The sequence below is a fragment of the Acidovorax sp. BLS4 genome (genome assembly GCF_032929295.1).
GTDB lineage: Bacteria > Pseudomonadota > Gammaproteobacteria > Burkholderiales > Burkholderiaceae_C > Paracidovorax.
This window is the reverse complement of the sequence record NZ_CP136797.1, coordinates 754359-776981: the sequence shown is the minus strand read 5'-3', so window position 1 is coordinate 776981 and position 22623 is coordinate 754359. Positions and strand designations below refer to the sequence as shown.

The following is a 22623-nucleotide window of genomic DNA, read 5'->3' as shown; positions in this document are numbered from 1 at the left end:
GCGGCTGCTAAGATTTCGCGCAGCCTTTGCGGCCCCTTGTGGCCGCCCCTCCTTGCGCAGAAAGCCCCTTCCATGACCCCACCCAGCCGCGTTCTCAACCCCCTGCTGCGCGAACGCACCCTGTCGGCCGAACAGGCCGCCGAGCTGATTCCCGACGGCGCGCGCGTGGGCATGAGCGGCTTCACCGGCGCGGGCTATCCCAAGGCCGTGCCGGCGGCGCTGGCCCGCCGCATCGAAGGGCTGCACGCGGCCGGCGAGGCCTTTCGCATCGGGCTGTGGACGGGGGCCTCCACCGCGCCGGAGCTGGACGGCGCGCTGGCCAAGGTGGGGGGCATCAGCATGCGCATGCCCTACCAGTCCGACCCCACCTGCCGCCAGCAGATCAATGCCGGCCAGATGCAGTACGTGGACGCCCACCTGTCGCACGTGGCGCCCTACGTGTGGTTCGGCTTGTGGGGCAAGCTGGACGTGGCGGTGATCGAGGTGGCCGGCGTGCTGCCCGACGGCCGGCTGATCCCCTCGTCGTCGGTGGGCAACAACAAGACCTGGCTGGACCAGGCGGACCGCATCATCCTGGAGGTCAACAGCTGGCAGCCCGAGGGCCTGGAGGGCATGCACGACATCTACTACGGCACCGACCTGCCGCCCAACCGCGTGCCGATCCCGCTGGTGCGCCCGGCCGACCGCATCGGCGAGCCCTACCTGCGCTGCGACCCGGCCAAGGTGGTCGCCGTGGTGGCCACGCACGCACCGGACCGCAACTCGGCCTATGCCGCGCCGGACGACACCTCCCAGCGCATCGCCGGCCACATCATCGAGTTCCTGCAGCACGAGGTGGCGCGGGGCCGCCTGCCGCCCGGCCTGCTGCCGCTGCAGTCCGGCGTGGGCAACATCGCCAATGCCGTGCTGGCCGGCCTGAACGCCGGGCCGTTCGACCACATGACGGCCTACACCGAGGTGCTGCAGGACGGCATGCTGGACATGCTGCGCTCGGGCAAGCTCGACAGCGCCTCGGCCACGGCGCTGTCGCTCAGCCCGGCGGCCACCGAGGAATTCAACCGCCACATCGACTTCTACCGCGAGCGCATCGTTCTGCGCCCCCAGGAGATCAGCAACCACCCCGAGCTGATCCGCCGCCTGGGCCTGATCTCGATGAACGGCATGATCGAGGCCGATATCTACGGCAACGTGAACTCCACGCACGTGATGGGCTCGTCCATCATGAACGGCATCGGCGGCTCGGGCGACTATGCGCGCAACGCCTACCTGTCGATGTTCCTCACGCCGTCGCTGGCCAAGGGCGGCGCCATCTCGTGCATCGTGCCCATGGCCTCGCACGTGGACCATACCGAGCACGACGTGCAGGTGATCGTGACCGAGCAGGGCCTGGCCGACCTGCGCGGGCTCTCGCCCTCGCAGCGTTCGCGCGTGGTGATCGAGCGCTGCGCGCACCCGGACTTCCGCCCCGCGCTGCGCGACTACGTGGCCCGCGCCGAGGCCAGCGGCTGCGGCCGCCACACGCCCCACCTGCTGGGCGAGGCGCTGTCCTGGCACGAGCGCTACGTGCGCACGGGGACCATGCGCGCCTGAGCGACTCCTGCCGCGGCAAGGGCGCCGGATAATCCGGGCCACTTTCCCGGCCGCCCGCGGCGGGCGGGCCCCACCCACCAACGCAAGGAGTCCCCATGCCCATCTGGAAGCGCCCCATCGACCTGCCCACCGTGCAAGCCGGTAACGAAGGCACCGCCGTGTCCCACCTCGGCATCGAGTTCACCGAGATCGGCGAAGATTTCCTGCGCGCCCGCGTGCCCGTCGATGCGCGCACCAAGCAGCCCTTCGGGCTGCTGCACGGGGGCGTGAGCGTGGTGCTGGCCGAAACACTCGGCTCCGTGGGCGCGGTGTACGCCTCGCCCGAGGGCTGGCATGCCGTGGGCCTGGACATCAACGCCAACCACCTGCGCTCGGCCCGCAGCGGCTGGGTGACCGCCACCGCCAGGCCCGTGCACATCGGCCGCACCACGCAGGTATGGCAGATCGACATGGTCAACGACGAAGGCGAGCTGACCTGCGTGTCGCGCCTGACGATCGCCATGCTGGCGCCGCGCTGACCGCCGTGGCGGCGGATTTCAGGCCGGCGGCGGTGCCAGTCAGGCCGCGCCGGGCTCCGCACGCGCCATGCGCTCGCTCTTCCAGTACACATCGTCGCCGCCATCCAGGCGGTTGAGCACGCGCGCCAGCACGAACATCAGGTCCGACAGCCGGTTGAGGTAGCGCCGCGGCGCATCGCGCACCGGCTCGGCCGCGCCAAGCGCCACCACCGCGCGCTCGGCGCGGCGGGCGACGGTGCGGCACACATGGGCCTGCGCCGCGGCGCGCGTGCCGGCGGGGAGGATGAATTCGGCCAGCCGCGGCAGCGCCGCATTGTGGGTGGCCAGAGCCTCGTCGAGCTGCGCGAGCGCCTCGTCCTTGAGCAACTCGAAGCCGGGGATGGACAGCTCGCCGCCCAGATTGAACAGCTGGTGCTGCACGTCCGACAGCAGCGTGCGCACCTCGGCCGGCAACGGCTCGCACAGCAGCAGGCCGATGTGCGAATTGAGTTCGTCCACATCGCCCATGGCATGCGGGCGCGGGCTGTCCTTGGAGACGCGGGTGTTGTCGCCCAGGCCCGTGGTGCCGTCGTCTCCGGTGCGCGTGGCGATCTGTGTCAGTCGGTTGCCCATGGGCTGCTCCTTGTGCGTTGCAAGCCGCGCTGGAGGCGGCCGCGGGCATTGTGCGTTACAACCGGCAGGCAAATGTGTATCAGGGCAACAGCGGGCAAAATCACTGGCCGGGCACCGCAGGTTGCGGTGCAATGCAATCCTGTTCAACTTTCACGGAGCGTGAACCCATGGCAGCTCAGCAACGACGCACCCTTCCTTTCGACAGCCGCAGCGTGATGCTGTTCGCGGCGATCACCCTGGGAGGTGCCGCAGTGCATGCACAAACACCTTCCCCGACCCTCACCTCCCCGTCCAACCAACCTCCCCAGACCGCGTCGGGCACCTCCATGGGCCTGCATCCCGGCGCCAAGGGCGCCACCTTCGGCGGCTCGCAGCCGGCCGCACAAACTTCCAGCGCATTCGATCGCGTTGACAGCGACAAGAACGGACAACTGACCCTGGCAGAGGCCGCACGCCTGCCCGCCATCGGCAACCGTTTCAAGGAGCTCGACAAGGACCATAACGGTGCCCTGTCGCGCTCGGAATTCGAGGCCGGCGCTCACTCCTGACGCCGCCCGGAGCAACTACCACACGAACTCCACTCCACCCCGACGGGCCCGCATGCTGAGGAGGCATGCGGGCCTTGATGCGTGCGCGGGCACGGACGGCCCGCCGCCATGGGGGCCACCGGGGAAGGCAGCTCAATCCTTGAGCGAGGACAGGAACTGCCGCAGTTCCGGCGTCTGCGGGTTGCCGAACAGATCCTGCGGCGGGCCCATCTCGTGCACGCGGCCCTGGTGCATGAAGATCACGCGGTTGCTCACCTTGCGGGCGAAGGCCATTTCGTGCGTGACCATCAGCAGGGTCATGCCCTCGCGGGCCAGCGACTCCACGACGCGCAGCACCTCGCCCACCAGTTCGGGGTCGAGGGCCGAGGTGATCTCGTCGCACAGGAGCACGGCCGGCTCCATGGCCAACGCGCGGGCGATGGCCACGCGCTGCTGCTGCCCGCCCGACAGCTGGTCGGGCATGGCGTCGAATTTCTCACCCAGGCCCACGCGCTGCAGCAGCCGGGCCGCCTGTGCGGCCGCGTCCTTTTGCGAGCGCTGCTTGACCAGCGTGGGGGCCAGCATGACGTTGCGGCCCACCGAGAGGTGCGGAAAGAGATTGAAGTTCTGGAAGATCATGCCCACGCGCTGGCGCAGCTCGCGCATGGCCATGGCGCTGTCGTGCAGCAGCGGCTTGCCGTCCACCGTGAGCGCGCCGTCCTGGAAGGTTTCCAGGCCGTTGATGCAGCGCAGCAGCGTGCTCTTGCCCGAGCCGCTCTTGCCGATGATGGCGATCACCTCGCCGGGCTGCACCGTGAGGTCGATGCCCTTGAGCACCTCGTTGGTGCCGTAGGACTTGCGCAGCGCGGTGACCTGCACGATGGGGCGGCCCGGCGGTGCGGACACGGCAGGCGCCACGGCGGGCGCGTCGGCCAGGGTTTCAGCGGCGGCCATGGAACTTCCTTTCGAGGTGTTGCGCATACAGGCTCACGGGAAAGCACAGCGCGAAATAGACGAGCGCCACGCAGGCGAAGACGGCGAACGGCTTGAAGGTGGTGTTGGCGATCATTCCCCCGGCCTTGGTCAGCTCCACGAAGCCGATCACCGAGGCCAGCGCCGTGCCCTTGACCACCTGCACCAGAAAGCCCACCGTGGGCGCCGTGGCGATGCGCACGGCCTGCGGCAGGATCACGTGGCGCATCTGCTCGCCGAACGACAGGGCCAGGCTGCCCGAGGCCTCCCACTGGCCCTTGGGCACGGCGGCCACGCAGCCGCGCCAGATCTCCACCAGGAAGGCGCTGGTGTAGAGCGTGAGCGCCACGGCGGCCGAGGTCCAGGCCGACACGTTGAGCCCGAGCAGCGCCAGGCCGAAGTACGACAGGAACAGCTGCATCAGCAGCGGCGTGCCCTGGAAGACCTGCACGTAAACGCCCACGGCACGCTCGGCCACGCGGCCGCCGGTGAGCCGGGCCACGAGCAGCAGCCCGCCCACCAGGCCGCCGCCGACGAAGGCGATCAGCGAAAGCACGACGGTCCAGCGCGCGGCCAGCAGCAGGTTGCGCAGGATGTCCCAGAAGGTGAAGTCGACCATCTCGCGTTCCTAGAAAAATGCCCGGGCCATGGCTCAGCGGCCGAAGAGAAAGCGCGGGCCCACCCAGTGCAGCAGCCGGCGCAGCGCGATCGAGAGCACGAGGTAGATGCCCGTGGCCACGATGAACGATTCGAACGCGCGGAAGTTGCGGCTCTGGATCAGATTGGCGGCGTAGCTCAGGTCCTGCACCGAGATCTGGCTGCACACGGCCGAGCCCAGCATCACGATGACGATCTGGCTCACCATGGCCGGCCACACCTTCTTGAGCGCGGGCGGCAGCACCACGCGCGTGAAGACCTGCACCCGCGACAGCGCCAGGCTCACCGCCGCCTCGATCTGGCCGCGCGGCGTGGCCTGGATGCCGGCGCGGACGATCTCGGTCGAGTACGCGCCCAGGTTCATCACCATGGCAATGAACGAGGCCGCCTCGGGCGAGAGCTTCAGGCCCGCGGCGGGCAACCCGAAGAAGATGAAGAACAGCTGCACGATGAAGGGCGTGTTGCGGACCAGTTCCACATAGGCCGCCACGGGCCAGCGCAGCGCCGCCGGCCCCTGGGACCGTGCCCAGGCGCAGGCGATGCCCACCGCCATGCCCACCACGGTGGCCACGGCGGTGAGGGCCAGGGTCCAGGCCACGCCCGTGGCCAGCAGCGGCCACTGCGACAGCACGGCCATGAAGTCGAACTCGATGCGCATGGGCAGCCGATCAGGTCAACGGGTCAGGGGATGCGGGCGGCGCGAAGGGGCTCAGACCGGCAGGTCGCCGGCGGGGCGGCCCAGCCACTTCTTGGCCATGGTGTCCAGCTCGCCACTCTTCTTGGCGCCGGCGATGATTTCATTGACCTTGGCCATCAGCGCGGCCTCGCCCTTGGGCAGGCCGATGAAGCACGGGCTGTCCTTGAGCAGCAGCTTGTACTCGGCCTGCAGCTGCGGGTTCTTCTGCATCATGTTGCCCGCCACCGAGGCGCTGGTGGCCACGAACTGCGTCTGGCCGGCCACGAAGGCGGCGATGGTGGCGTTGTTGTCCTCGAAGCGCTTCACGTCGATGCTGGGCGGGGCGACCTTGGCGAGTTCCTGGTCTTCCATGGCGCCGCGCGTGACCGCCACGCTCTTGCCGGCCAGATCGCTCCAGGCCTTGGCGGTAAGAGACTTGGGCCCGAACACGGCCTGGTAGAAGGGTGCATAGGCCGAGGTGAAGTCGATGACCTTCTCGCGCTCGGGGTTCTTGCCCAGCGTGGAGATGACGAGGTCGGCCTTCTTGGTCTGCAGGTAGGCGATGCGGTTGGCGCTGGTGACGGCGACCAGTTCCACCTTCACGCCCAGCTTGGCGGCGATGAGCTCGGCCATGTCGATGTCCAGGCCCTGGGGCTTGAGGTCGGTGCCGACGAAACCGTAGGGCGGGTAGTCGGTGGGAATGGCGATCTTGATCGTCTTGGACTTCAGGATGTCGTCCAGCGCGGTCTGCGCCTGTGCGGGCGCCACGGCGCACACGAGGCCGGCGGCGGCCACGAGGCCCAGGGCCAGGCGGCGGGAGAGAAAGCGGGTGGCGAAGGTCATAGTAAGGCTCCTAGGTAGGTGGATGCGTCGCCTGGGGACGCGGCGGGGGAAGGGGAAGCGGAAGGGGCGGCCGGGCCACTGGCGGCGCCGGCGCGCACGGGCGCCAGCGCGCTGCGCAGGTGTTCGAGCGGATCGGCGCTGGCCTGCAGCCGCAGGGCGGACTGCACCGAGCCGATGTGCTCGGCCATCAGCGATTCGGCGCGGGCGATGTCGCCCGCCTCCAGCGCCTCGACGATGCGCACGTGGTCTTCGCACGATTGCGCCGCGTCGTGCGACGACTGGTACAGCATGGCGATGAGCGTGGTGCGCGCGGTGAAGTCGCGCAGCGTGTCGGCCAGCAGGCCGTTGCCCAGGCACTCGGCCAGGCACACATGGAAGTCGCCCAGCAGGAAGCTGCGCGCGCCCACGTCGCTGCCCGCCAGGGCCGCCTTCTCGCGCTGCAGGTGGGCGCGCAGCTTGCGCACCGCGGCCTTGTCCACCGTCTTCAGCTGGTGCAGCAGGCCCAGCTCGATGACGCGGCGCGCCTCGAAGGCCTCGCGCGCTTCGTCCTCGGAGGGCTCGATCACGTACCAGCCACGGCGCGCGCTGACGGTGACGATGCCGCGCGTGGACAGCCGCGTGAGCGCCTCGCGCACGATGGTGCGGCTGCAGTCGAACAGCATGGCGAGTTGCTGCTCCCCCAGGCGCGCGCCGGGGGCGAGCTTCTGGGCCATCACGGCTTCGATGATGCGGTTGCTGATTTCGGTGGCACTGGTCATTGCCACGGAACCACGCAGGTTCCGTGCCAACTGGTATACAAGCCAGATGCACCAGTTTGGCGACTGGCGGGCCGCCCCGGATCCGGTCAGTTCAAAGCACGCCGTCCCACGCGTCCAGCGTGGCGGAGGCCGGCGCCGGGCCGCACCAGCCCAGGTCGTCGAAGAACTGCATCCAGGGCGTTCCGGGGCCGTGCTCCGGCCAGCCGGGGTCGCCCTGCACCACGAAGTCCGCCCACGCACCGTGCATGGCATCGGCCAGCGGCTGCGGCGGGGCATCGCCGGTCAACTCGCGCCCGGTGGACGTGGCCAGGCGGTCGAAGACGAACGGCAGGTCCACCCCGTGCGCGGCGCCCAGTTGCCCGCCGCACTGCGGCGAGCGCCATTCCAGCTCGTACCGGTGCACCGGCAGCCGGTTCGCGACGGCCAGGGCCGCGATGCGGCGCGCCGGCACGCGGTAGTAGTAGTCGGACTGCATGGCGCACAGCATCTCGCCCGCATGGGCGCCGCCCTCGCACGCGGGCAGCGCCGCATACGCCGCACGCGCCGCGGGTGGCAGGCCCGTGTCCCGCATGAAGGCCGTGACCTGTTCATCGGTCACGCGGTCGATGGCGCCGCCGGGCACGTGGTACAGGCGCATCTCCTCGGCATTGCTGCCCACCAGCACCTGCAGCGGCGGCCGCGACGGATCGGACCATTGGCGCTGCAGCGCTGCCAGCGGCGCCTGGGCGAGCACCTGACCGTCGATCACCGGACGCAGCGGGAACACGTTGCGGCGGCTGATGCCGTGCTGGTCGCGCAGGGCCGCGTCCTCGGCCAGCCGGTGCACGGCGAACAGCACGTCCGCCGGCGGCGCCGCGCCCAGCGCCGCGAGCGTGGGGGCCACGCCCAGCAGCTGCGCCACGGCAGTGCGCACCACGGTGGCCTCTTCGACGGTCTGGCAGGCCACGCTCGGGCTTTGCAGGATGGCGCGCTGGAACAGGCCCTGCGCCGCCGGCATGCCCATCAGGCAGGCGATGGCGCCCGCGCCCGCCGACTGGCCGAACACCGTCACGCGCCCGGCATCCCCGCCGAAGGCCTCGATGTGCTCCCGCACCCAGCGCAGCGCGGCCAGCAGGTCGAGCAGGCCCCGGTTGGCAGGCGCCTCGCCACCGAAGTGCATGAAGCCGTCCACGCCCAGCCGGTATTGCAGCGACACGAACACGATGCCCTTGCGAGCGAACGACGCGCCGTCGTACAGCGGGTCGCTCGCACCGCCGCGCAGAAAGCCGCCGCCGGGAATCCACACCATCACCGGCAGGTTCGCACCCGCGCGGGGCTCGGGGGTCCACACGTTCACCGCCAGGCAGTCCGGGCCGCCCAGCGGGCGGGCCCGGGCACCGCCGCCGCGCGGCCACTGGGGCGGCACCGGCGCGAAAGCCATCGCCTCGCGCAGGCCCGACCAGGCGGGCGCGGGCTGGGGGGCTAGAAAGCGCAGTGCGCCTTGCGGGGCCTGCGCATAGGGCACGCCGCGGAACACGGCGACGCCATGGTCAAGGCGCCCCTGCAGCCCACCTCCGTGGGAAAGGTGCACGCACGGCACGGTATCCAGAGTCATTCAGTGGCCAATCCCAGTTTGTCGATCAACGGTTTCCAGACCGAAGTATCGCGTGCCGCCCAGGTGCGCGCATCCCCCGGGACGGACGCGGCCAGCGTCACGTTCATGGCCTCCATCCGCGCGCGGTAGGACGCATCGCCGCTGCGGCATTTTTCGGTCGCGGCGTTCAGCGTGCCCAGCAGCGCGGGCGGCGTGCCGGCCCGGGCCACCACGGCGATCCACGCGGTGCGGGCCAGGTCCTTGGCGGCCGGCAGGGCCTCGCCGATCGAGGGCACATCCGGCAGCAGGGGCGAGCGCTGCGGCGCGAACACCGCCAGCGGCACGAGCTTGCCCGACCTGGCATGCGGCGCGGCCGTGCCGATGACCAGCGTCATCGCCTGGATCTGCTGGCCCACGAGGGCGGTGAGGCCAGCGCCCTCGCCCACGAAGGGCACGTGCGTGCCGGACAGGCCCATGCGGTCGAGCAGCGCCGACGTCAGCAGGTGCGCCGGGCTGCCCTTGCCGGGCGAGCCGAAATCGAGCCCGCCCGGGTGGGCCCTGGCCTGGTCCGCCAACTGCGCCAGCCGCGTGATGCCCAGCCCCGCCGGCACGGCCAGCACCAGCGGCGTGCTGCCCAGCACCGCCACGCTGTCGAAGTCGTGCAGCGGGTCATAGGGCGGCTGCCGGTAGACGTAGGGCGTGATGGTCATCTGCGACATGCCGATGGTCATCAGCGTGTAGCCATCGGCCGGCTGGGACTTGAGCGCATTGACCGCCAGGATGCCGTTGGCCCCCGGCTTGTTCTGCACCACCACGGGCTGGCCCATCTCGCGCGCGGCGCAGTCGGCCCAGGCGCGCGTCATCGCATCGGACGCGCTGCCCGGCGGCTGCTGGGCGATGAGCTGGATCGGCTTGGCGGGGTAGGCCGCGGGCTGGGCGCCGGCCGCGAAAGCCAGCGACGCGAACGCGGCGCCGGCCAGGGCGCGCCGTGCGCCCGTGCAAGGGGGGTTCATGGTGTGTCTCCTGTTGTCGTGATGGATGCCGGGTGCCCTGGGGTGCGAACGTGCCCGGGCCAGGGCACGGCGCCGGTCATGCCGCGCGCGGGGGCTTGGCGCGGGGTCGGGGTTTCGATGCCGGAGCGCCCGCGCGGGCCAGGCCGTCGCAGCGCTGCGCGATGAGCGTGGCCAGGCAATCGAGCTGCGCATGGGCGGCTTCGTCGGCGGGGCGGAACATCTCCAGCAGGCCCAGGCCGCGCAGGGTGGAGAACACCAGCCCCACGAACCCTTCGCGCTCCGGGTCGCCTGCCAGTTCGGGAAACGCCTCGAAGAACCCCGTGTGCATGCGCGCATTGAGGTCCTGGCGCAGCGCGGCGATGTGCGCCACCACCTCGGGCTGGTTGCGGCTGCCCAGGTAGATGTTCCACGCCGCCATGAAGCGCGGCTGGGCATAGACGATGTGCCACGCGGACCGCACGAAATGCCGGGCGCGCTCCAGCGCCGGCAGCGATGCGGCGGGCCACAGCAGGCCCTCGCGGTCCTGCGCCGCGATCAGCTCGGCGAGCACGCGCATCATCAGCGCGGCCTTCGACTCGAAGTGGTGCTGCACCGCCCCCGACGTCATTCCCGCCGTGCGGGCCAGCTCGTGGATCGACATGGCCTCGAAGCTGCGCGACTGGATGACCTCGATGGCCGTGGCGATCAGGCGCTGCTGCGTGGCGGCGCTGCGCTCGGCATGGGTGCGGCGGGGCGTGCGGTGGATCATCGGCGGCAAACGTTATACATTTCGAACGTAATGTAAATACGCGGCAGCGAGACCGTCAATCCCGGGCAATCCCCTGCCTGCGACGGGCTGCCTACAATGAAAAAGCCGCACCCATTCCAGCCTGGAGACACGCCATGAACGCCCCCGCCGCCGCCAAGCACCTGCTTCCCGAAATCCACCTGCGCCCCGTTCCGCAGGCACTGCTCGACGCACTGGCCGCCCGCTTCGGCGCGCAGTGCTCCACGGCCCAGGCGGTGCGTGAACAGCACGGTCGCGACGAGGGCTCGCTCAAGGCGCCGCCCCCCTCGGCCGTGGTGTTCGCCGAAACCACGCAGGACGTGGCCGACGCCGTGAAGCTCGCCGCGCAGCACGACGTGCCGGTGATTCCGTACGGCGCGGGCTCCTCGCTCGAAGGCCACCTGCTGGCCGTGCAGGGCGGCATCAGCATCGACGTGAACCGCATGAACCGCGTGCTCAGCGTCGATGCCGACGACCTCACCGTGACCGTGCAGCCCGGCATCACGCGCAAGCAGCTCAACGATGCCATCAAGGACACGGGCCTGTTCTTTCCCATCGACCCCGGCGCGGACGCCAGCATCGGCGGCATGTGCGCCACCCGCGCCAGCGGCACCAACGCCGTGCGCTACGGCACCATGCGCGAGAACGTGCTGGCCCTCGAAGTGGTCACGGCCGGCGGCGAGGCCATCCGCACCGGCACACGCGCCAAGAAGAGCGCGGCGGGCTACGATCTCACCCGCCTCCTGGTGGGCAGCGAAGGCACGCTGGGCGTGATCACCGAGGTCACCGTGCGCCTGTACCCGCTGCCCGAGGCCGTGTCGGCCGCCATCTGCTCATTCCCGAGCATCGAGGCCGCCGTGCGCACCACCATCCAGACCATCCAGCTGGGCGTGCCGATCGCGCGCGTGGAGCTGATCGACGCGCACACCGTGCGCATGGTCAACGCCCACAGCAAGCTGGGCCTGCGCGAGGAGCCCATGCTGCTCATGGAATTCCACGGCTCGCCGGCCGGCGTGAAGGAGCAGGCCGAGGTGGTGCAGGAGATCGCGGCCGAGTTCGGCGGCAACGCGTTCGAATGGGCCACCACCCCCGAGGAACGCACCCGCCTGTGGACCGCGCGGCACAACGCCTATTTCGCCGCGGTGCAAAGCCGCCCTGGCTGCCGCGCCATCAGCACCGACACCTGCGTGCCCATCAGCCGCCTGGCCGACTGCCTGCTCGACTCGGTGACCGAGGCCGACGCGAGCGGCATCCCCTACTTCCTCGTCGGCCACGTGGGCGACGGCAACTTCCACTTCGGCTACCTGATCGACCCCGAAAGCGCCGAAGAGCGCCTGAAGGCCGAGGACCTGAACCACCAGCTCGTCGCCCGCGCCCTGCGCCTGGGCGGCACTTGCACGGGCGAGCACGGCGTGGGCCTGCACAAGATGGGCTTCCTGCTGGACGAGACCGGCGCGGGCGCGGTGGACATGATGCGGGCCATCAAGCGCGCGCTGGACCCGAAGAACATCCTGAACCCGGGCAAGATCTTCGCGCTGTGACGCGGGCGGCCGAAGGCCGGCCCCTTGCAGCGATTCAAACATGGCACGTTCTCCGGACGGAACCCACCGGGCGGCGCTGCGCTTCGAAGGCGAGATCCGGTTCGGCCCGGAGTACTTTCGCCTGTCGATCGACGGCCGCGGCATCCCGCACCGGATCTTCGGCCAGTCCCTCCAATGGTCGCCCGACTCGCGCTTTCTGGCCGCGCAGGAATGGCTGACCACCGACTACGCCGCAGGGCCCATCACCTGCGCTGCGCTGATCGACGTGGACGGGTGGAAGATCGCCCGGCTGGAGGTGCTGGCCAGGGGGTTTGCGCAGGACTTCCAATGGGACGCGGCCACCCTTCGGTACCAGCAGGCCTTTGCGGCCCGATCCACGGCCCGGTGCGCCCGGGTGGCACTGGAATCCGTGGAGGGCTGGGCGCCCATCGACGCCGCCCCGCCGCTTCCAGCCGATGGGGCATGACGCCTGGGGCCGCCGCGCCTGCAACGCTAAAGTCCGCGTGATGGCCACCAACCACCCGGAGAATCCATGAAGTGCTTCGTACACCAGGGCGCCGACGCCGTGGGCACCTGCCGCGCCTGCAACAAGGGAGTCTGCCCGGCCTGCGCCAAGGACCTGGGCCATTCCATCTGCTGCAGCCAGGGCCCTTGCGAGACCAAGGCGCGCACGCTGGATTCGCAGGTCGCGCAAAGCAGCGTGGTGCTGGCCACGCAGCGGCGCAACCGGTTCCTCGCGCCCCTGTTCTTCATTGCTGCCGGTGCCCTGTTCATCGCCTTTTCCGGCAGCGGCAAAGGGTCGTGGTTCAGTTTCGGCCATGCCTTCGGGCTGGGGTTCATCGTCTTCGGCATCGTCCTGGGCATCGCCAGCCACCGGTACGCCAGGGAGCTCGAACGCAAGGCCTGATGCGCCGCCGGCCAGCGCCATCCGCCATGCACGGATGGCCAAAAGGCACCCCAAGGCATGAGATGCTCCGCCAAACGCCCAACGCAGGCTTTTGCGTCCATCCAACCATTCCAACAGGGGAGACAAACCCATGCCAGACCACCACGCCGCCGACAGCGGCTTACAGCAAACGCGCAAGGCCACCGCCAGTGGCTGGATCGGCTCGGTGCTGGAGTACTACGACTTCTTCATCTACGCCACCGCCGCATCGCTGATCTTTCCGCAGATCTTCTTTCCCGCAGGCAACCCGACGGCGGCCATCGTGGCCTCGCTCGCCACCTACGGCGTGGGCTACGTGGCCCGGCCCATCGGTGCCCTGGTGCTCGGCCACTGGGGCGACACCCATGGCCGCAAGCAGGTACTGGTGCTGTGCATGTTCCTGATGGGCTTTTCCACCCTGGCCGTGGGCCTGCTGCCCACCTATGCGCAGGCCGGCCTGCTGGCCCCGGCGATGCTGGTGGTGCTGCGCCTGATCCAGGGCTTCGCGGTGGCCGGCGAGATCTCGGGGGCCAGCTCGATGATCCTGGAGCACGCGCCGACCGGGCGGCGGGGCTTTTATGCCAGCTTCGCGCTGCAGGGCGTGCAGGCGGGGCAGGTGCTGGCGGCGGCGGTGTTCCTGCCGCTGGCGTATTTTTTGCCGGCCGAGCAGTTCAACACCTGGGGCTGGCGCGTGCCGTTCCTGCTGAGCTTCATCGTCATCCTGGTGGGCTACTACATCCGCCGCGAAGTGCAGGAAACCCCCGTGTTCACCGCCGAGCGCCGGCAGGGCGCCGTGCCGCGCGCGCCCATCGTGCAGGCGTTCCAGGAGAACGGGCCGAACATGCTGCGCGTGGTGTGCATGGCGCTCATGAACGTGATCCCGGTGGTGGCGACGGTGTTCGGCGCGGCCTATGCCGTGCAGCCGGGCTATGGCGTGGGCTTCGACAAGAGCGTGTACCTGTGGATTCCGGTGCTGGGCAACATCGTCGCGGTGCTGGTGATCCCGCACGTGGGCAACCTGTCGGACCGCATCGGCCGGCGCCCGCCGATCATCGTGGGCGCGCTGCTGTCGGGGCTGCTGGCGTTCCTGTACCTGTATGCCATCAGCATCCACCACGTGCCGATGGCGATCGGCATGTCGCTGCTCATGTGGGGCGTGGTGTACCAGGGCTACAACGCGGTGTTCCCGAGCTTCTACCCCGAGCTGTTCCCGGCCCGCACCCGCGTGACCTCGATGGCCATCTCGCAGAACGTGGGCACCACGCTCACGGCCCTGCTGCCCGCGCTGTTCGCCGCCGTGGCGCCGCCCGGCTCCACCAACGTGCCGGCCACCGTGGGCGCGATCGCGTTCGGCGTGACGGCCATCGCGGCGCTGGCCGCGTGGTCGGCGCGCGAGACCTTCCGCATTCCCACGCAGGACCTGGGCCAGCCCGACGCCCAGCCCCTGTCCGAAGCCGCCTACGAACAGGCCCGCCAGGAAGCCCTGCGCAGCCACGGGCGCGGCCGCTGAAAGACCCACGGCAATCGGCCCACCATCGTTCCCCATGCAGCAGCAAACCATCAACGGCAGCACCCGCCTGATCGCCCACCTGGGCTACCCGACCGAGGCCTTCAAGGCCCCGATGATCTACAACCCGTGGTTCGCGCAGCAGGGCATCAACGCCCTGGTGGTGCCCATGGGCGTGCAGGCCGAGGACTACCCCGCCACCCTGCAGGTGCTGCGCCGCATGACCAACTGGCACGGCGCGCTGGTGACCATGCCGCACAAGGTGAGCACGCTGGCGCTGGTGGATGCGCTCACGCCCACGGCGCGCATCGCCGGGGCCTGCAATGCCATCGTGCGCCGACCCGACGGCACGTTGCTGGGCGACCAGTTCGACGGCGCCGGCTTCGTGCGCGGCGTGCAGCGCAAGGGCCTGGCCCTGGCGGGCCGGCGCGCGCTGGTGTCCGGCAGCGGCGGGGTCGGGTCGGCCATCGCCGCCTCGCTGGCCGCCGCAGGGGTGGCCGAGCTGGCCCTGTTCGACGTGGACGGCCACCGCGCGCAGGCGCTGGCCGACCGGCTGCGGCAGCACTACCCCGCCCTGCGCACGGCGGTGGGCCACAACGACCCCGCCGGCTTCGACCTGGTCGTGAACGCCACGCCCCTGGGCATGCGCGAGGACGACCCCCTGCCCTTCGACGTGGACCGCATCGCCCCCGGCACCTTCGTGGGCGAGGTGGTGATGGCGCAGGCCCACACCCCGCTGCTGCAGGCCGCGATGGCCCGGGGCTGCCCGGTGCAGCAGGGCACCGACATGCTGTTCGAGATGATTCCCGCGTACCTGGAGTTCTTCGGCTGGGGCGGCGCCACGCCCGAGGCGCTGCGTGCGGTGGCGCGCATCGTGTATTGACTGGTGCCTGCCCGGCCGCTACCGTCACGCCACCTTCCGCTTCGCACACCAGCGCCATTCGATGCCCACCACCCCCCGCTCCCTCGGCCCCTTCCAAGTCCACCCCATCGGCCTGGGCTGCATGAACCTCAGCCATGCCTACGGCGTACCGGCCTCGCGCGAGCAGGCCGAGCGGGTGCTGCTCACCGCGCTCGACGAGGGCGTGACGCTGTTCGACACCGCGGCGCTCTACGGCTTCGGGGCCAACGAGACACTGGTGGGCGAGATCCTCGCGCCGCACCGCCAGCGCATCACGCTGGCGAGCAAGTGCGGCATGCAGGGCGTGGACGCGAACGGCGATGGCAAGCTGGTGCGCGTGATCGATGGCCGCCCCGCCACCTTGCGCGCGACCTGCGAGGCCAGCCTGCGCCGGCTGCGCACGGACGTGATCGACCTGTACTACCTGCACCGCTGGGACCGGCGCGTGCCCATCGAAGACAGCGTGGGCACGCTGGGCGATCTGGTGCGCGAGGGCAAGATCCGCGGCGTGGGCCTGTCGGAGGTGTCGGCCGCCACGCTGCGCCGCGCGCATGCCGAGTACCCCATCACCGCGCTGCAGACCGAATATTCGCTGTGCACGCGCAACCCCGAGATCGCCGTGCTGCAGGCCTGCCGCGAGCTGGGCACGGCGTTCGTGGCGTTCAGCCCGCTGGCGCGGGGCTTCCTGGGCGGCGCACTGCGCGATGTATCCACGCTGGCGCCGGGCGACATCCGCCGCACGATGCCCCGCTTCGCGCCCGAGGCCTACGCGGCCAACCTGCGGCTGCTGGGCGCCTACGAGGCCCTCGCCCGCGAGGCCGGCTGCACGCCCGCGCAGCTGGCCCTGGCCTGGCTGCTGGCGCAGGGGCCGGAGATCATCCCGATTCCGGGCACCACGAGCGTGGCGCACCTGCGCGACGACCTGGGCGCGGCGGATGTGCGACTGCCGCCCGAGCTGCTGGCGCGGCTCGATGCGCTCGTGCATGACCGCGCCATGGCGGGCGACCGCTATCCGCCCCAGGCACAGGCCGAGGTGGATACCGAAGCGTTCTGAGCCCCAAAGCACATTGCTACACTTTTAATAGCAATATGCCCTAGTGGAATCTGCACTGGAGCCCTGAAAGGCTCGAAGCCCTTCCGCCGGCGCCCCCCGCGTCAGGCGGCCATGGGCCGGGCCGCGCGGGCCCGGGCCGCCACGCCCGCACCGACCACGCCGGCCGAGGCCACGCCCAGCACCAGCGCCGCGGCCGATCCATAGAAGATCCCGTGCGCCGCGCCGCGGTCCAGCAGCGCGCCAAAGATCGGGGCCGCCACGCAAAAGCCCAGGTCCAGGCCCGAATACACCGTGCCATAGACCCGGCCCGTCGCCCCGGGGGGCGCGGCCCGCTTGATGAGCATGTCGCGCGAGGGGCCCGCCAGGCCCGTGCCCAGGCCCGCGATGGCGGCGAACGCCACGGCGCCCATGCCGGGCAGCCAGCCGGTGCCCACCAGCAGCAGCAGCACGCCGGTGGCCAGCAGGCACACGGTGATGATGCCCTCCAGCCGCGCCACGCGGCCGGCGAGAAAACCGCCCACCACCATGCCGGCGGCGCCGCACAGCATGTAGCCCGTGACCACCATGGAGGTCACCGCCAGCGGCAGGCCGTACATCTGCTGCAGCGCGGGGCTGGCGAAGCTCTGGATGGCGCTCAGGGCGCAGGTGGTCCAGAAGAAGAACGAGAAGCACAGCCACACCGAGGGCAGCTTGAGGAAGGCCATGGGGTGCTCGGCCACGGCCGCAGCGCCCGGCGCGCCGGCGGTGCCGGGCTTGGGCGCGTGGGCCCAGGCGCCCTGGCGATCATCGAGCGCGTCGCGCTGCCACACCATGATGGCCAGCACCACCGCCGCCAGCGCGGCCCCGCACAGGCAGGCGGTGCGCCACGATCCGGTGGCCGCGGCGATCCCGGCCATGAAGACCGGCGCCGTGGCCCAGCCCAGGTTGCCCGAGATGCCGTGCACCGAAAAGCCGTGGCCCAGGCGCTGCGGCGATACGCGCTTGTTCAGGATGGTGAAGTCCACCGGATGGAAGGGCGCATTGCCCAGCCCCGCCAGCGCCGCCGCCAGCATCAGCCCCGCATAGCCCTGCGCCGTGCCGGCCACCAGGCCCGCCACGGCGAAGCTGGACAGCGCGAAGAACAGGATGGGGCGCGCGCCCACCCGGTCCACCAGAAAGCCCGACAGCGCCTGGCCCACGCCCGAGATCACGAAGAACACCGACACCAGCAGCCCCAGCTCCGAGTAGTTGAAGCCGAACTCCGCGATCAGGAACGGAAACAGCGGCGGCAGCAGCATGTGAAAGAAATGCGAGGAGCCGTGGGCCAGGCCGATGAGGCCGATGGTGCGGGCGTCCTGGCGCAGCGTGCCGGCGGGCGCTGCGGGGTGGGGGGATGCGGTGGAGGTCATGGCAGCGATCTTAGGCAGCGGCGCGGCGGCAGGTTGACGATAGACTGCCAACTTCTGTCGCGATCATGCCAAGCACCGCCCATTCCACTCCCGCGCCGGCCCCCAGCGCCGCACCGCGCCCGCGCCGCGCGGTGTCGTACGTCAGCTCGCTCACGCCCGACCTGTTCGTGCCCGCCGGCACGCGCCCGGTGCGCGCCAAGGCCCGCTGGCTGCCCGCCGACACGCAGGTGCTGCCCCACCGCCACCCGTGGGCGCAGGTGGCGATCTCGACCACGGGCGTGATCCGCCTCACCGCGGCGCAGGGCACCTACATCGTGCCGCCCTCGCGCGCGCTGTGGATTCCGCCCGGCGTGGAGCATGCCGTGACCATGGTGCAGGACGCCGACCTGCGCACGCTGTACTTCCACCAGCCGCGCGGGCGCTGCGGGCCGGGCGTGCCCATCGGCGCGGCGCGCGCGGACGACGCGGCCTGGCGCCAGTGCCGCGTGCTGGAGGTGTCGCCCCTGCTGCGCGCCCTGGTGTGCGAGATGCCCTCCGAGCCCGACGACAGCGCCACGCCCCCCACGCCCGAGCTGCTGCGGCGCGAGCGCCACCTGAGCGCCCTGATCTGCGAGGAACTGCGCCGCGCCGCCGCCCTGCGCCTGGGCGTGGACCTGCCGCGCGACAAGCGCCTGCTGCACCTGTGCGAGGCCGTGCTGGCCGACCCCACGCGCCACGAGGCCCTGGAGGACTGGGCGCGCGACACCGGGGCCAGCCCGCGCACCGTGGCGCGGCTGTTCCGCGCCGAGCTGGGCAGCACCTTCACGCAGTGGCGCCAGCAGGTGATCCTGGCCAAGGCGGTGGCGCTGGCTGCCGAGCGCCTGCCCGTGGGGCAGATCGCGGCCGAACTGGGCTACAGCGCCAGCGCCTTCAGCGCCATGGTGCGGCGGGCGGTGGGCATGCCCCCGGCCCGCTTTCTGGGCCTGCAGTCGCCCGCGGGCCTGGGCCCGGGGTAGCGCCAGCGCGCGATCGATCAGCCCACGGGGCCGCGCGAGCGGCGGCGTGCGCGGATGCCAGGCCGCCTACGCCGTGGGGCGCCACTTGGCCGCCGGCATCGCCATCGGCCTGCTGCACGGCGACATCGCCCCGCCCGGCGCCGTGCCGGCGGCGGACCTGGGCGAACTGCTGGGCGCGGTGGCCGCCTGCCTGCTGGACTGAAGGCGCCCGGGCGGGCGGTGAAGGGGGCGTTCGCAGCCTTTGCGAACCTTTCAGGCCGCACGCCGGGAGATTGATTGCCCTGTTAGCTATGAAAATAGTAGCAAATGCCCTGGCCGGCGAATCCGCAACCGTTTGTGTATCGTGCAGGCATGACGACCGCCACCTCCCCCCACGACGCCGCCCCGGCCGCCTCCGGCATCCACAGCTACGAGCCGCGCCAGGGCCACGGCCTGCCGCACGACCCCTTCAACGCCATCGTGGGGCCGCGCCCCATCGGCTGGATCGCCTCGCGCAGCGCGGCCGGCGTGCTCAACCTGGCGCCCTACAGCTTCTTCAACGCCTTCAACTACACGCCGCCCATCATCGGATTCGCCAGCATCGGCGCCAAGGACACGCTCGCCAACATCCAGGCCACGGGCGAGTTCGTCTGGAACCTGGCCACCCGCCCGCTGGCCGAGGCCATGAACCGGACCTGCGCCGCCGTGCCGCCCGAGGTGGACGAGTTCACGCTCGGCGGCCTCACCCCCGCGGCCTCGCGGATCGTGTCCGTGCCCCGCGTCGCCGAAAGCCCGGTGGCCATGGAATGCCGCCGCACGCAGATCGTGCAGCTCGAGGGCGCGGACGGCGAGAAGGTGCCCACCTGGCTGGTGCTGGGCGAGGTGGTGGCGGTGCACATCGACCGCGCGCTACTCAAGGACGGGGTGTACGACACGGCCCATGCCGGGCACATCCTGCGCGCGGGCGGCCCGGCGGACTATTTCACGGTGGGGCCGGAGCAGCTGTTCAAGATGCACCGGCCGCGCTGAGCGGGCCTGGGCGGGGCCGGCCAGCGGCTATGCTCCACCAACCCTTTTCCATTCCACTGCAGAGAACCGACACCATGAACCCCACCCGACTGATCGCCATCGTTTTGATCGTGGCCGGCGCCCTGGGCCTGGCCTACGGCGGCTTCAGCTACACGAAGGACACCACCGTGGTGAAGGTCGGTCCGCTGGAGATCTCGGCCAAGGAGAAGGAGACCGTCAACATCCCGCTGTGGGTGGGCATCGGCGCCATCGCCGTCGGCGGCCTGCTGCTGGTGCTGGGCGCGAAGAAGTGATGCGCAGGCACGGCCCGCAGCCGGCCCCTGCGCGGTGCGGGGCGGCTGCGATGGAACGGGACGGCCCGGCATGAGGGCCGCCGCGCTGCGCCGCTTCGCCGTGCGCTGCTGGTTCGGCCTGCTGTGCATCGTCCTCGGCCTCGCGCCGGTGCTGCTGCTCTTGCTGTCGTGGCCGCTGCTGCGCCTGCTCGGCTGCGAAGGCAACGAGGGCTCGGGCATGCAATGCGCCGCGGCCCCCGGACTGTCGGACGCGGCGTATTCGGTGCTCATGATCGGTGCGTGGGGGTCGATGTTCACGCTGCCCTCGGCGCTGATGCTGTACCTGGCCGGGGTGGGGGTGCGCTGGCTGGCGCGCCCGCCGGCGCAGCGGTAAGGCCGGCGCGATACACCGCCAAAGACGTTCACCTCCCGGGCATTCGCGGCCGGGGAGCGGTCAGCGCGTGAAGTCGGCCACCACCTTGCCGATGCGGGGGCCGGTGCGACTGCGTTCGATGGCTGCCGGAATGCCGTTGAAGCCCACGGTATCGCTCAGCTTCGAGATCAGCGAGCCTTGGGCAATTTCCTGCGCGAACTGCGCCAGGAGCACCGCGTCCGCCTGGTTCACGAACCACAGTCCGCGACGGCCGGCAGGGGTGCGTGCGGCGATGTCGGGCGCGGCCGCGCTGACGATGGCGCCGCCTTCGGCCAGCACGGTCCACGAGCGATCGAGCGCCTCGCCGCCAACGTAGTCCAGCACCAGGCCGATGCCCTGCGCCACCGACTCGAAACGCTCGCTTCGGTGGTCGATGGCGTGGTCCGCGCCCAGGCTTCGGACATGGTCGAGGTGCGCTGCGGAGGCCGTGGCGAAGACCTCGGCGCCGGCCCGCTTGGCGTACTGCACGGCGTAGCCGCCCAGCCCTCCCGCAGCGCCGTGGATCAGGATGCGCTGGCCTGCCGCGATGGGCCCCGCCTGGTGCAGGCTCTGCCAGGCCGCGACGGCCGCCACGGGAATGCCGGCGGCCTGGACATCGTCCAGCCCCGCGGGCGTGTGCACCAGGTTCGCCTCGGCCACCGGCACGAATTGCGCGTACGCGCCGAGCCGGCCCAGCGGGCCCATGACGCGGTCGCCGACCCGAAAGCGCGAGGCCCCCGGCCCGACGGCCTCGACGGTGCCGGCCAATTCGATGCCGAGCACGGCGGGCAGGGGAATCGGGAAAGCCTTCTGGACCAGGCCTTCGCGGACTTTCCAGTCGATGCCGTTCACGCCGGCCGCGCGAACCCGGACCAGCACCTGGCCGTCGCCGGCGGTGGGCTTCGGGATCTCGCCGATCTCGGCGGCCGACGCGCCGCCGTAGGCGCGGATCAGGACCGCGCGTTGGGTCGTGGTCATGGGAGGTTCTCCTGTGCAGGTGTCGATGGCGGGGCGCGCCGTTTCAGGCGGCTGCGCCGGCCAGGCCCGGGTAATCGGTGTAGCCCTTGGCACCACCGCCGTAGTAGGTGTTGTGGTCCGGGGCATTCATCGGGGCGTTGGTTTTCAGGCGCTCGACGAAGTCGGGGTTGGCCAGCACCATCTGTCCGTAGGCCTCCAGATCGGCCAGGCCCGACGCCAGGTCGGTGCCGATCTGCTCGCGTGCACGCCCCGGGCGGTTCACGATAAGCGTGCCGCGCCAGAGCTTGCGAATGTCCGCCACCAGGGCTTCGTCGCCCACGTGCATCACATGCACATAAGCCAGGCCCAGCCGGGAGAGTTCGGCGCTCAGGTAGCGGTACAGGGCCGGACCTTCGGGCCCCTCATCGATGCCCCCCAGCTGGGCGCCGGGCGACAGGCGAATGGCGGTACGGTCCGCGCCGATTTCCTCGGCGATCGCGGTGACCACTTCGATGGCAAAACGGGCGCGGTTCTCGATCGATCCGCCGTACTGGTCGGTGCGGGTGTTGGCGCTCGGGGCGAAGAACTGCTGGACCAGATAGCCATTCGCACCGTGGATTTCGACGCCGTCGGCACCCGCTTCGATCGCCCGCCGGGCGGCCCGGCGAAAGTCCGCCACGGTCTGGCGAATCTCCTCGGTGGACAGCGCGCGTGGTTCGGGGATGGGCTGCATGCCCGTCATCGTGAACATCGGCGCGCCGGGTGCGATCGCCGAAGGCGCCACCGCCTGCCGGTGGTGGGGCGTGTTGTCGGGGTGCGACATGCGGCCCACGTGCATGAGCTGGATGAACAGCCGCGCGCCCTTGGCGTGCACGGCGGCAGTGATGGCCTGCCAGCCGGCCACATGGGCATCGGTGTAGATGCCGGGGGTGGTGAGGTAGCCCTGGCCGTCGTCGGAAGGCTGCGTGCCTTCGGAGACGATCAGCCCGACATCGGCGCGCTGCGCGTAGTAGGTGGCCGCGAGGGCCGTGGGCGTGCCGTCGGGCGCGGCGCGGGAACGCGTCATGGGCGCCATCACGAGGCGGTTCGAGAGGGTGTAGCGTCCGACGGTGGCAGGGCTGAAAAGGGCGGTCATGGGTTTCTCCGGTTGCGACGCTG

General features: G+C 70.9%; 26 protein-coding genes. 14 read left to right on the top strand and 12 right to left on the bottom strand.

What is annotated here, in order from left to right; all coding sequences use genetic code 11:
* Window positions 1-72 precede the first annotated feature (72 nt).
* Window positions 73-1590 carry an acetyl-CoA hydrolase/transferase family protein gene (locus R1Z03_RS03700; RefSeq protein ID WP_284430439.1) on the top strand — a complete coding sequence of 506 codons (1518 nt, stop codon included), beginning with the start codon at window positions 73-75 and terminating at the stop codon, window positions 1588-1590.
* Window positions 1591-1685: 95 nt separating this feature from the next.
* Entirely contained in the window at window positions 1686-2108 is a 423-nt protein-coding gene (locus R1Z03_RS03695; RefSeq protein WP_317356981.1) for a hotdog fold thioesterase, read from the top strand.
* A gap of 39 nt (window positions 2109-2147) precedes the next feature.
* Here R1Z03_RS03695 and R1Z03_RS03690 read toward each other — a convergent pair whose 3' ends face one another.
* Window positions 2148-2720: a cob(I)yrinic acid a,c-diamide adenosyltransferase gene (locus R1Z03_RS03690; protein ID WP_317356979.1), complete on the bottom strand. Its 573-nt coding sequence runs from the start codon at window positions 2718-2720 to the stop codon at window positions 2148-2150.
* A gap of 167 nt (window positions 2721-2887) precedes the next feature.
* Here R1Z03_RS03690 and R1Z03_RS03685 point away from each other — a divergent pair, with 167 nt between their 5' ends.
* Window positions 2888-3268, top strand: coding sequence for an EF-hand domain-containing protein (locus tag R1Z03_RS03685; protein WP_317356977.1), 381 nt, complete (start codon window positions 2888-2890; stop codon window positions 3266-3268).
* A 132-nt stretch (window positions 3269-3400) separates the two neighbouring features.
* Here the strand turns inward: R1Z03_RS03685 and R1Z03_RS03680 are convergent, their stop codons facing one another.
* The 8 genes from R1Z03_RS03680 to R1Z03_RS03645 all read right to left on the bottom strand — a co-directional run bounded on the left by R1Z03_RS03680 (window position 3401) and on the right by R1Z03_RS03645 (window position 10487).
* Complete coding sequence (locus R1Z03_RS03680; protein ID WP_317356975.1) at window positions 3401-4201, bottom strand: amino acid ABC transporter ATP-binding protein; 801 nt, start codon at window positions 4199-4201, stop codon at window positions 3401-3403.
* Complete coding sequence (locus tag R1Z03_RS03675) at window positions 4188-4838, bottom strand: amino acid ABC transporter permease (protein WP_272566202.1); 651 nt, start codon at window positions 4836-4838, stop codon at window positions 4188-4190. Before R1Z03_RS03675 ends, R1Z03_RS03680 begins: the two co-directional genes overlap by 14 nt.
* 33 nt (window positions 4839-4871) lie before the next feature.
* A complete protein-coding gene (locus tag R1Z03_RS03670; RefSeq protein ID WP_284397113.1) occupies window positions 4872-5534 on the bottom strand; it encodes an amino acid ABC transporter permease in 663 nt (220 codons plus the stop codon).
* A gap of 51 nt (window positions 5535-5585) precedes the next feature.
* Window positions 5586-6395 (bottom strand): transporter substrate-binding domain-containing protein, encoded by an 810-nt coding sequence (locus tag R1Z03_RS03665; RefSeq protein ID WP_272566205.1) that lies wholly within the window; start codon window positions 6393-6395, stop codon window positions 5586-5588.
* Complete coding sequence (locus R1Z03_RS03660) at window positions 6392-7153, bottom strand: GntR family transcriptional regulator (RefSeq protein WP_284397649.1); 762 nt, start codon at window positions 7151-7153, stop codon at window positions 6392-6394. Before R1Z03_RS03660 ends, R1Z03_RS03665 begins: the two co-directional genes overlap by 4 nt.
* 91 nt (window positions 7154-7244) lie before the next feature.
* Window positions 7245-8747: a carboxylesterase family protein gene (locus tag R1Z03_RS03655; RefSeq protein WP_317356971.1), complete on the bottom strand. Its 1503-nt coding sequence runs from the start codon at window positions 8745-8747 to the stop codon at window positions 7245-7247.
* Window positions 8744-9739: a tripartite tricarboxylate transporter substrate binding protein gene (locus tag R1Z03_RS03650; protein ID WP_317356969.1), complete on the bottom strand. Its 996-nt coding sequence runs from the start codon at window positions 9737-9739 to the stop codon at window positions 8744-8746. The genes R1Z03_RS03655 and R1Z03_RS03650 overlap by 4 nt, the downstream gene beginning before the upstream one ends.
* 76 nt (window positions 9740-9815) lie before the next feature.
* Window positions 9816-10487, bottom strand: coding sequence for a TetR/AcrR family transcriptional regulator (locus tag R1Z03_RS03645; protein ID WP_317356967.1), 672 nt, complete (start codon window positions 10485-10487; stop codon window positions 9816-9818).
* Window positions 10488-10621: 134 nt separating this feature from the next.
* Between R1Z03_RS03645 and R1Z03_RS03640 the strand changes: the two genes are divergently transcribed.
* From R1Z03_RS03640 to R1Z03_RS03615, 6 genes are all read left to right on the top strand, one after another.
* A complete protein-coding gene (locus R1Z03_RS03640) occupies window positions 10622-12046 on the top strand; it encodes an FAD-binding oxidoreductase (protein WP_284405607.1) in 1425 nt (474 codons plus the stop codon).
* Between the two features lie 40 nt (window positions 12047-12086).
* Window positions 12087-12512, top strand: a complete 426-nt coding sequence (locus tag R1Z03_RS03635) for a hypothetical protein (RefSeq protein WP_317356963.1) — start codon at window positions 12087-12089, stop codon at window positions 12510-12512.
* Between the two features lie 66 nt (window positions 12513-12578).
* Window positions 12579-12953, top strand: a complete 375-nt coding sequence (locus R1Z03_RS03630; RefSeq protein WP_317356962.1) for a hypothetical protein — start codon at window positions 12579-12581, stop codon at window positions 12951-12953.
* Between the two features lie 130 nt (window positions 12954-13083).
* Window positions 13084-14481: an MFS transporter gene (locus tag R1Z03_RS03625; protein WP_272566220.1), complete on the top strand. Its 1398-nt coding sequence runs from the start codon at window positions 13084-13086 to the stop codon at window positions 14479-14481.
* Between the two features lie 34 nt (window positions 14482-14515).
* A complete protein-coding gene (locus R1Z03_RS03620; protein ID WP_317356959.1) occupies window positions 14516-15361 on the top strand; it encodes a shikimate dehydrogenase in 846 nt (281 codons plus the stop codon).
* 61 nt (window positions 15362-15422) lie between these two features.
* Entirely contained in the window at window positions 15423-16433 is a 1011-nt protein-coding gene (locus tag R1Z03_RS03615; RefSeq protein ID WP_284397135.1) for an aldo/keto reductase, read from the top strand.
* Between the two features lie 101 nt (window positions 16434-16534).
* Here R1Z03_RS03615 and R1Z03_RS03610 read toward each other — a convergent pair whose 3' ends face one another.
* On the bottom strand, window positions 16535-17821 hold the full coding sequence (locus R1Z03_RS03610) for an MFS transporter (protein ID WP_284397137.1): 1287 nt from the start codon (window positions 17819-17821) through the stop codon (window positions 16535-16537).
* 65 nt (window positions 17822-17886) lie between these two features.
* Here R1Z03_RS03610 and R1Z03_RS03605 point away from each other — a divergent pair, with 65 nt between their 5' ends.
* The 5 genes from R1Z03_RS03605 (at window position 17887) to R1Z03_RS03585 (ending at window position 20490) form a co-directional block, all read left to right on the top strand.
* Entirely contained in the window at window positions 17887-18816 is a 930-nt protein-coding gene (locus R1Z03_RS03605; protein ID WP_284405599.1) for a helix-turn-helix domain-containing protein, read from the top strand.
* 46 nt (window positions 18817-18862) lie between these two features.
* Complete coding sequence (locus tag R1Z03_RS03600) at window positions 18863-19018, top strand: hypothetical protein (RefSeq protein ID WP_317356954.1); 156 nt, start codon at window positions 18863-18865, stop codon at window positions 19016-19018.
* 149 nt (window positions 19019-19167) lie between these two features.
* Window positions 19168-19824: a flavin reductase family protein gene (locus R1Z03_RS03595; RefSeq protein WP_317356952.1), complete on the top strand. Its 657-nt coding sequence runs from the start codon at window positions 19168-19170 to the stop codon at window positions 19822-19824.
* Window positions 19825-19898: 74 nt separating this feature from the next.
* A complete protein-coding gene (locus R1Z03_RS03590; RefSeq protein WP_272566235.1) occupies window positions 19899-20117 on the top strand; it encodes a hypothetical protein in 219 nt (72 codons plus the stop codon).
* A gap of 70 nt (window positions 20118-20187) precedes the next feature.
* Entirely contained in the window at window positions 20188-20490 is a 303-nt protein-coding gene (locus R1Z03_RS03585; protein ID WP_284410152.1) for a hypothetical protein, read from the top strand.
* A gap of 60 nt (window positions 20491-20550) precedes the next feature.
* On the opposite strand, the gene R1Z03_RS03580 is transcribed toward R1Z03_RS03585, so the two are convergent.
* The gene (locus R1Z03_RS03580; protein ID WP_317356948.1) at window positions 20551-21486 is read right to left on the bottom strand and encodes an NADP-dependent oxidoreductase; all 936 of its coding nucleotides are present in this window, start codon (window positions 21484-21486) and stop codon (window positions 20551-20553) included.
* 43 nt (window positions 21487-21529) lie between these two features.
* On the bottom strand, window positions 21530-22600 hold the full coding sequence (locus R1Z03_RS03575) for an alkene reductase (RefSeq protein ID WP_317356946.1): 1071 nt from the start codon (window positions 22598-22600) through the stop codon (window positions 21530-21532).
* Window positions 22601-22623 lie beyond the last annotated feature (23 nt).

What these genes read in the sequence shown, in the direction of transcription:
- R1Z03_RS03660 (WP_284397649.1), bottom strand. Translation starts at nt 7,153, where the DNA reads ATGACCAGTGCCACCGAAATCAGCAACCGCATCATCGAAGCCGTGATG.
- R1Z03_RS03635 (WP_317356963.1), top strand. Translation starts at nt 12,087, where the DNA reads ATGGCACGTTCTCCGGACGGAACCCACCGGGCGGCGCTGCGCTTCGAA.
- R1Z03_RS03655 (WP_317356971.1), bottom strand. Translation starts at nt 8,747, where the DNA reads ATGACTCTGGATACCGTGCCGTGCGTGCACCTTTCCCACGGAGGTGGG.
- R1Z03_RS03650 (WP_317356969.1), bottom strand. Translation starts at nt 9,739, where the DNA reads ATGAACCCCCCTTGCACGGGCGCACGGCGCGCCCTGGCCGGCGCCGCG.
- R1Z03_RS03615 (WP_284397135.1), top strand. Translation starts at nt 15,423, where the DNA reads ATGCCCACCACCCCCCGCTCCCTCGGCCCCTTCCAAGTCCACCCCATC.
- R1Z03_RS03670 (WP_284397113.1), bottom strand. Translation starts at nt 5,534, where the DNA reads ATGCGCATCGAGTTCGACTTCATGGCCGTGCTGTCGCAGTGGCCGCTG.
- R1Z03_RS03695 (WP_317356981.1), top strand. Translation starts at nt 1,686, where the DNA reads ATGCCCATCTGGAAGCGCCCCATCGACCTGCCCACCGTGCAAGCCGGT.
- R1Z03_RS03590 (WP_272566235.1), top strand. Translation starts at nt 19,899, where the DNA reads ATGAACCCCACCCGACTGATCGCCATCGTTTTGATCGTGGCCGGCGCC.
- R1Z03_RS03700 (WP_284430439.1), top strand. Translation starts at nt 73, where the DNA reads ATGACCCCACCCAGCCGCGTTCTCAACCCCCTGCTGCGCGAACGCACC.
- R1Z03_RS03625 (WP_272566220.1), top strand. Translation starts at nt 13,084, where the DNA reads ATGCCAGACCACCACGCCGCCGACAGCGGCTTACAGCAAACGCGCAAG.
- R1Z03_RS03610 (WP_284397137.1), bottom strand. Translation starts at nt 17,821, where the DNA reads ATGACCTCCACCGCATCCCCCCACCCCGCAGCGCCCGCCGGCACGCTG.
- R1Z03_RS03620 (WP_317356959.1), top strand. Translation starts at nt 14,516, where the DNA reads ATGCAGCAGCAAACCATCAACGGCAGCACCCGCCTGATCGCCCACCTG.
- R1Z03_RS03680 (WP_317356975.1), bottom strand. Translation starts at nt 4,201, where the DNA reads ATGGCCGCCGCTGAAACCCTGGCCGACGCGCCCGCCGTGGCGCCTGCC.
- R1Z03_RS03675 (WP_272566202.1), bottom strand. Translation starts at nt 4,838, where the DNA reads ATGGTCGACTTCACCTTCTGGGACATCCTGCGCAACCTGCTGCTGGCC.
- R1Z03_RS03575 (WP_317356946.1), bottom strand. Translation starts at nt 22,600, where the DNA reads ATGACCGCCCTTTTCAGCCCTGCCACCGTCGGACGCTACACCCTCTCG.
- R1Z03_RS03690 (WP_317356979.1), bottom strand. Translation starts at nt 2,720, where the DNA reads ATGGGCAACCGACTGACACAGATCGCCACGCGCACCGGAGACGACGGC.
- R1Z03_RS03640 (WP_284405607.1), top strand. Translation starts at nt 10,622, where the DNA reads ATGAACGCCCCCGCCGCCGCCAAGCACCTGCTTCCCGAAATCCACCTG.
- R1Z03_RS03630 (WP_317356962.1), top strand. Translation starts at nt 12,579, where the DNA reads ATGAAGTGCTTCGTACACCAGGGCGCCGACGCCGTGGGCACCTGCCGC.
- R1Z03_RS03685 (WP_317356977.1), top strand. Translation starts at nt 2,888, where the DNA reads ATGGCAGCTCAGCAACGACGCACCCTTCCTTTCGACAGCCGCAGCGTG.
- R1Z03_RS03595 (WP_317356952.1), top strand. Translation starts at nt 19,168, where the DNA reads ATGACGACCGCCACCTCCCCCCACGACGCCGCCCCGGCCGCCTCCGGC.
- R1Z03_RS03580 (WP_317356948.1), bottom strand. Translation starts at nt 21,486, where the DNA reads ATGACCACGACCCAACGCGCGGTCCTGATCCGCGCCTACGGCGGCGCG.
- R1Z03_RS03585 (WP_284410152.1), top strand. Translation starts at nt 20,188, where the DNA reads ATGAGGGCCGCCGCGCTGCGCCGCTTCGCCGTGCGCTGCTGGTTCGGC.
- R1Z03_RS03605 (WP_284405599.1), top strand. Translation starts at nt 17,887, where the DNA reads ATGCCAAGCACCGCCCATTCCACTCCCGCGCCGGCCCCCAGCGCCGCA.
- R1Z03_RS03645 (WP_317356967.1), bottom strand. Translation starts at nt 10,487, where the DNA reads ATGATCCACCGCACGCCCCGCCGCACCCATGCCGAGCGCAGCGCCGCC.
- R1Z03_RS03665 (WP_272566205.1), bottom strand. Translation starts at nt 6,395, where the DNA reads ATGACCTTCGCCACCCGCTTTCTCTCCCGCCGCCTGGCCCTGGGCCTC.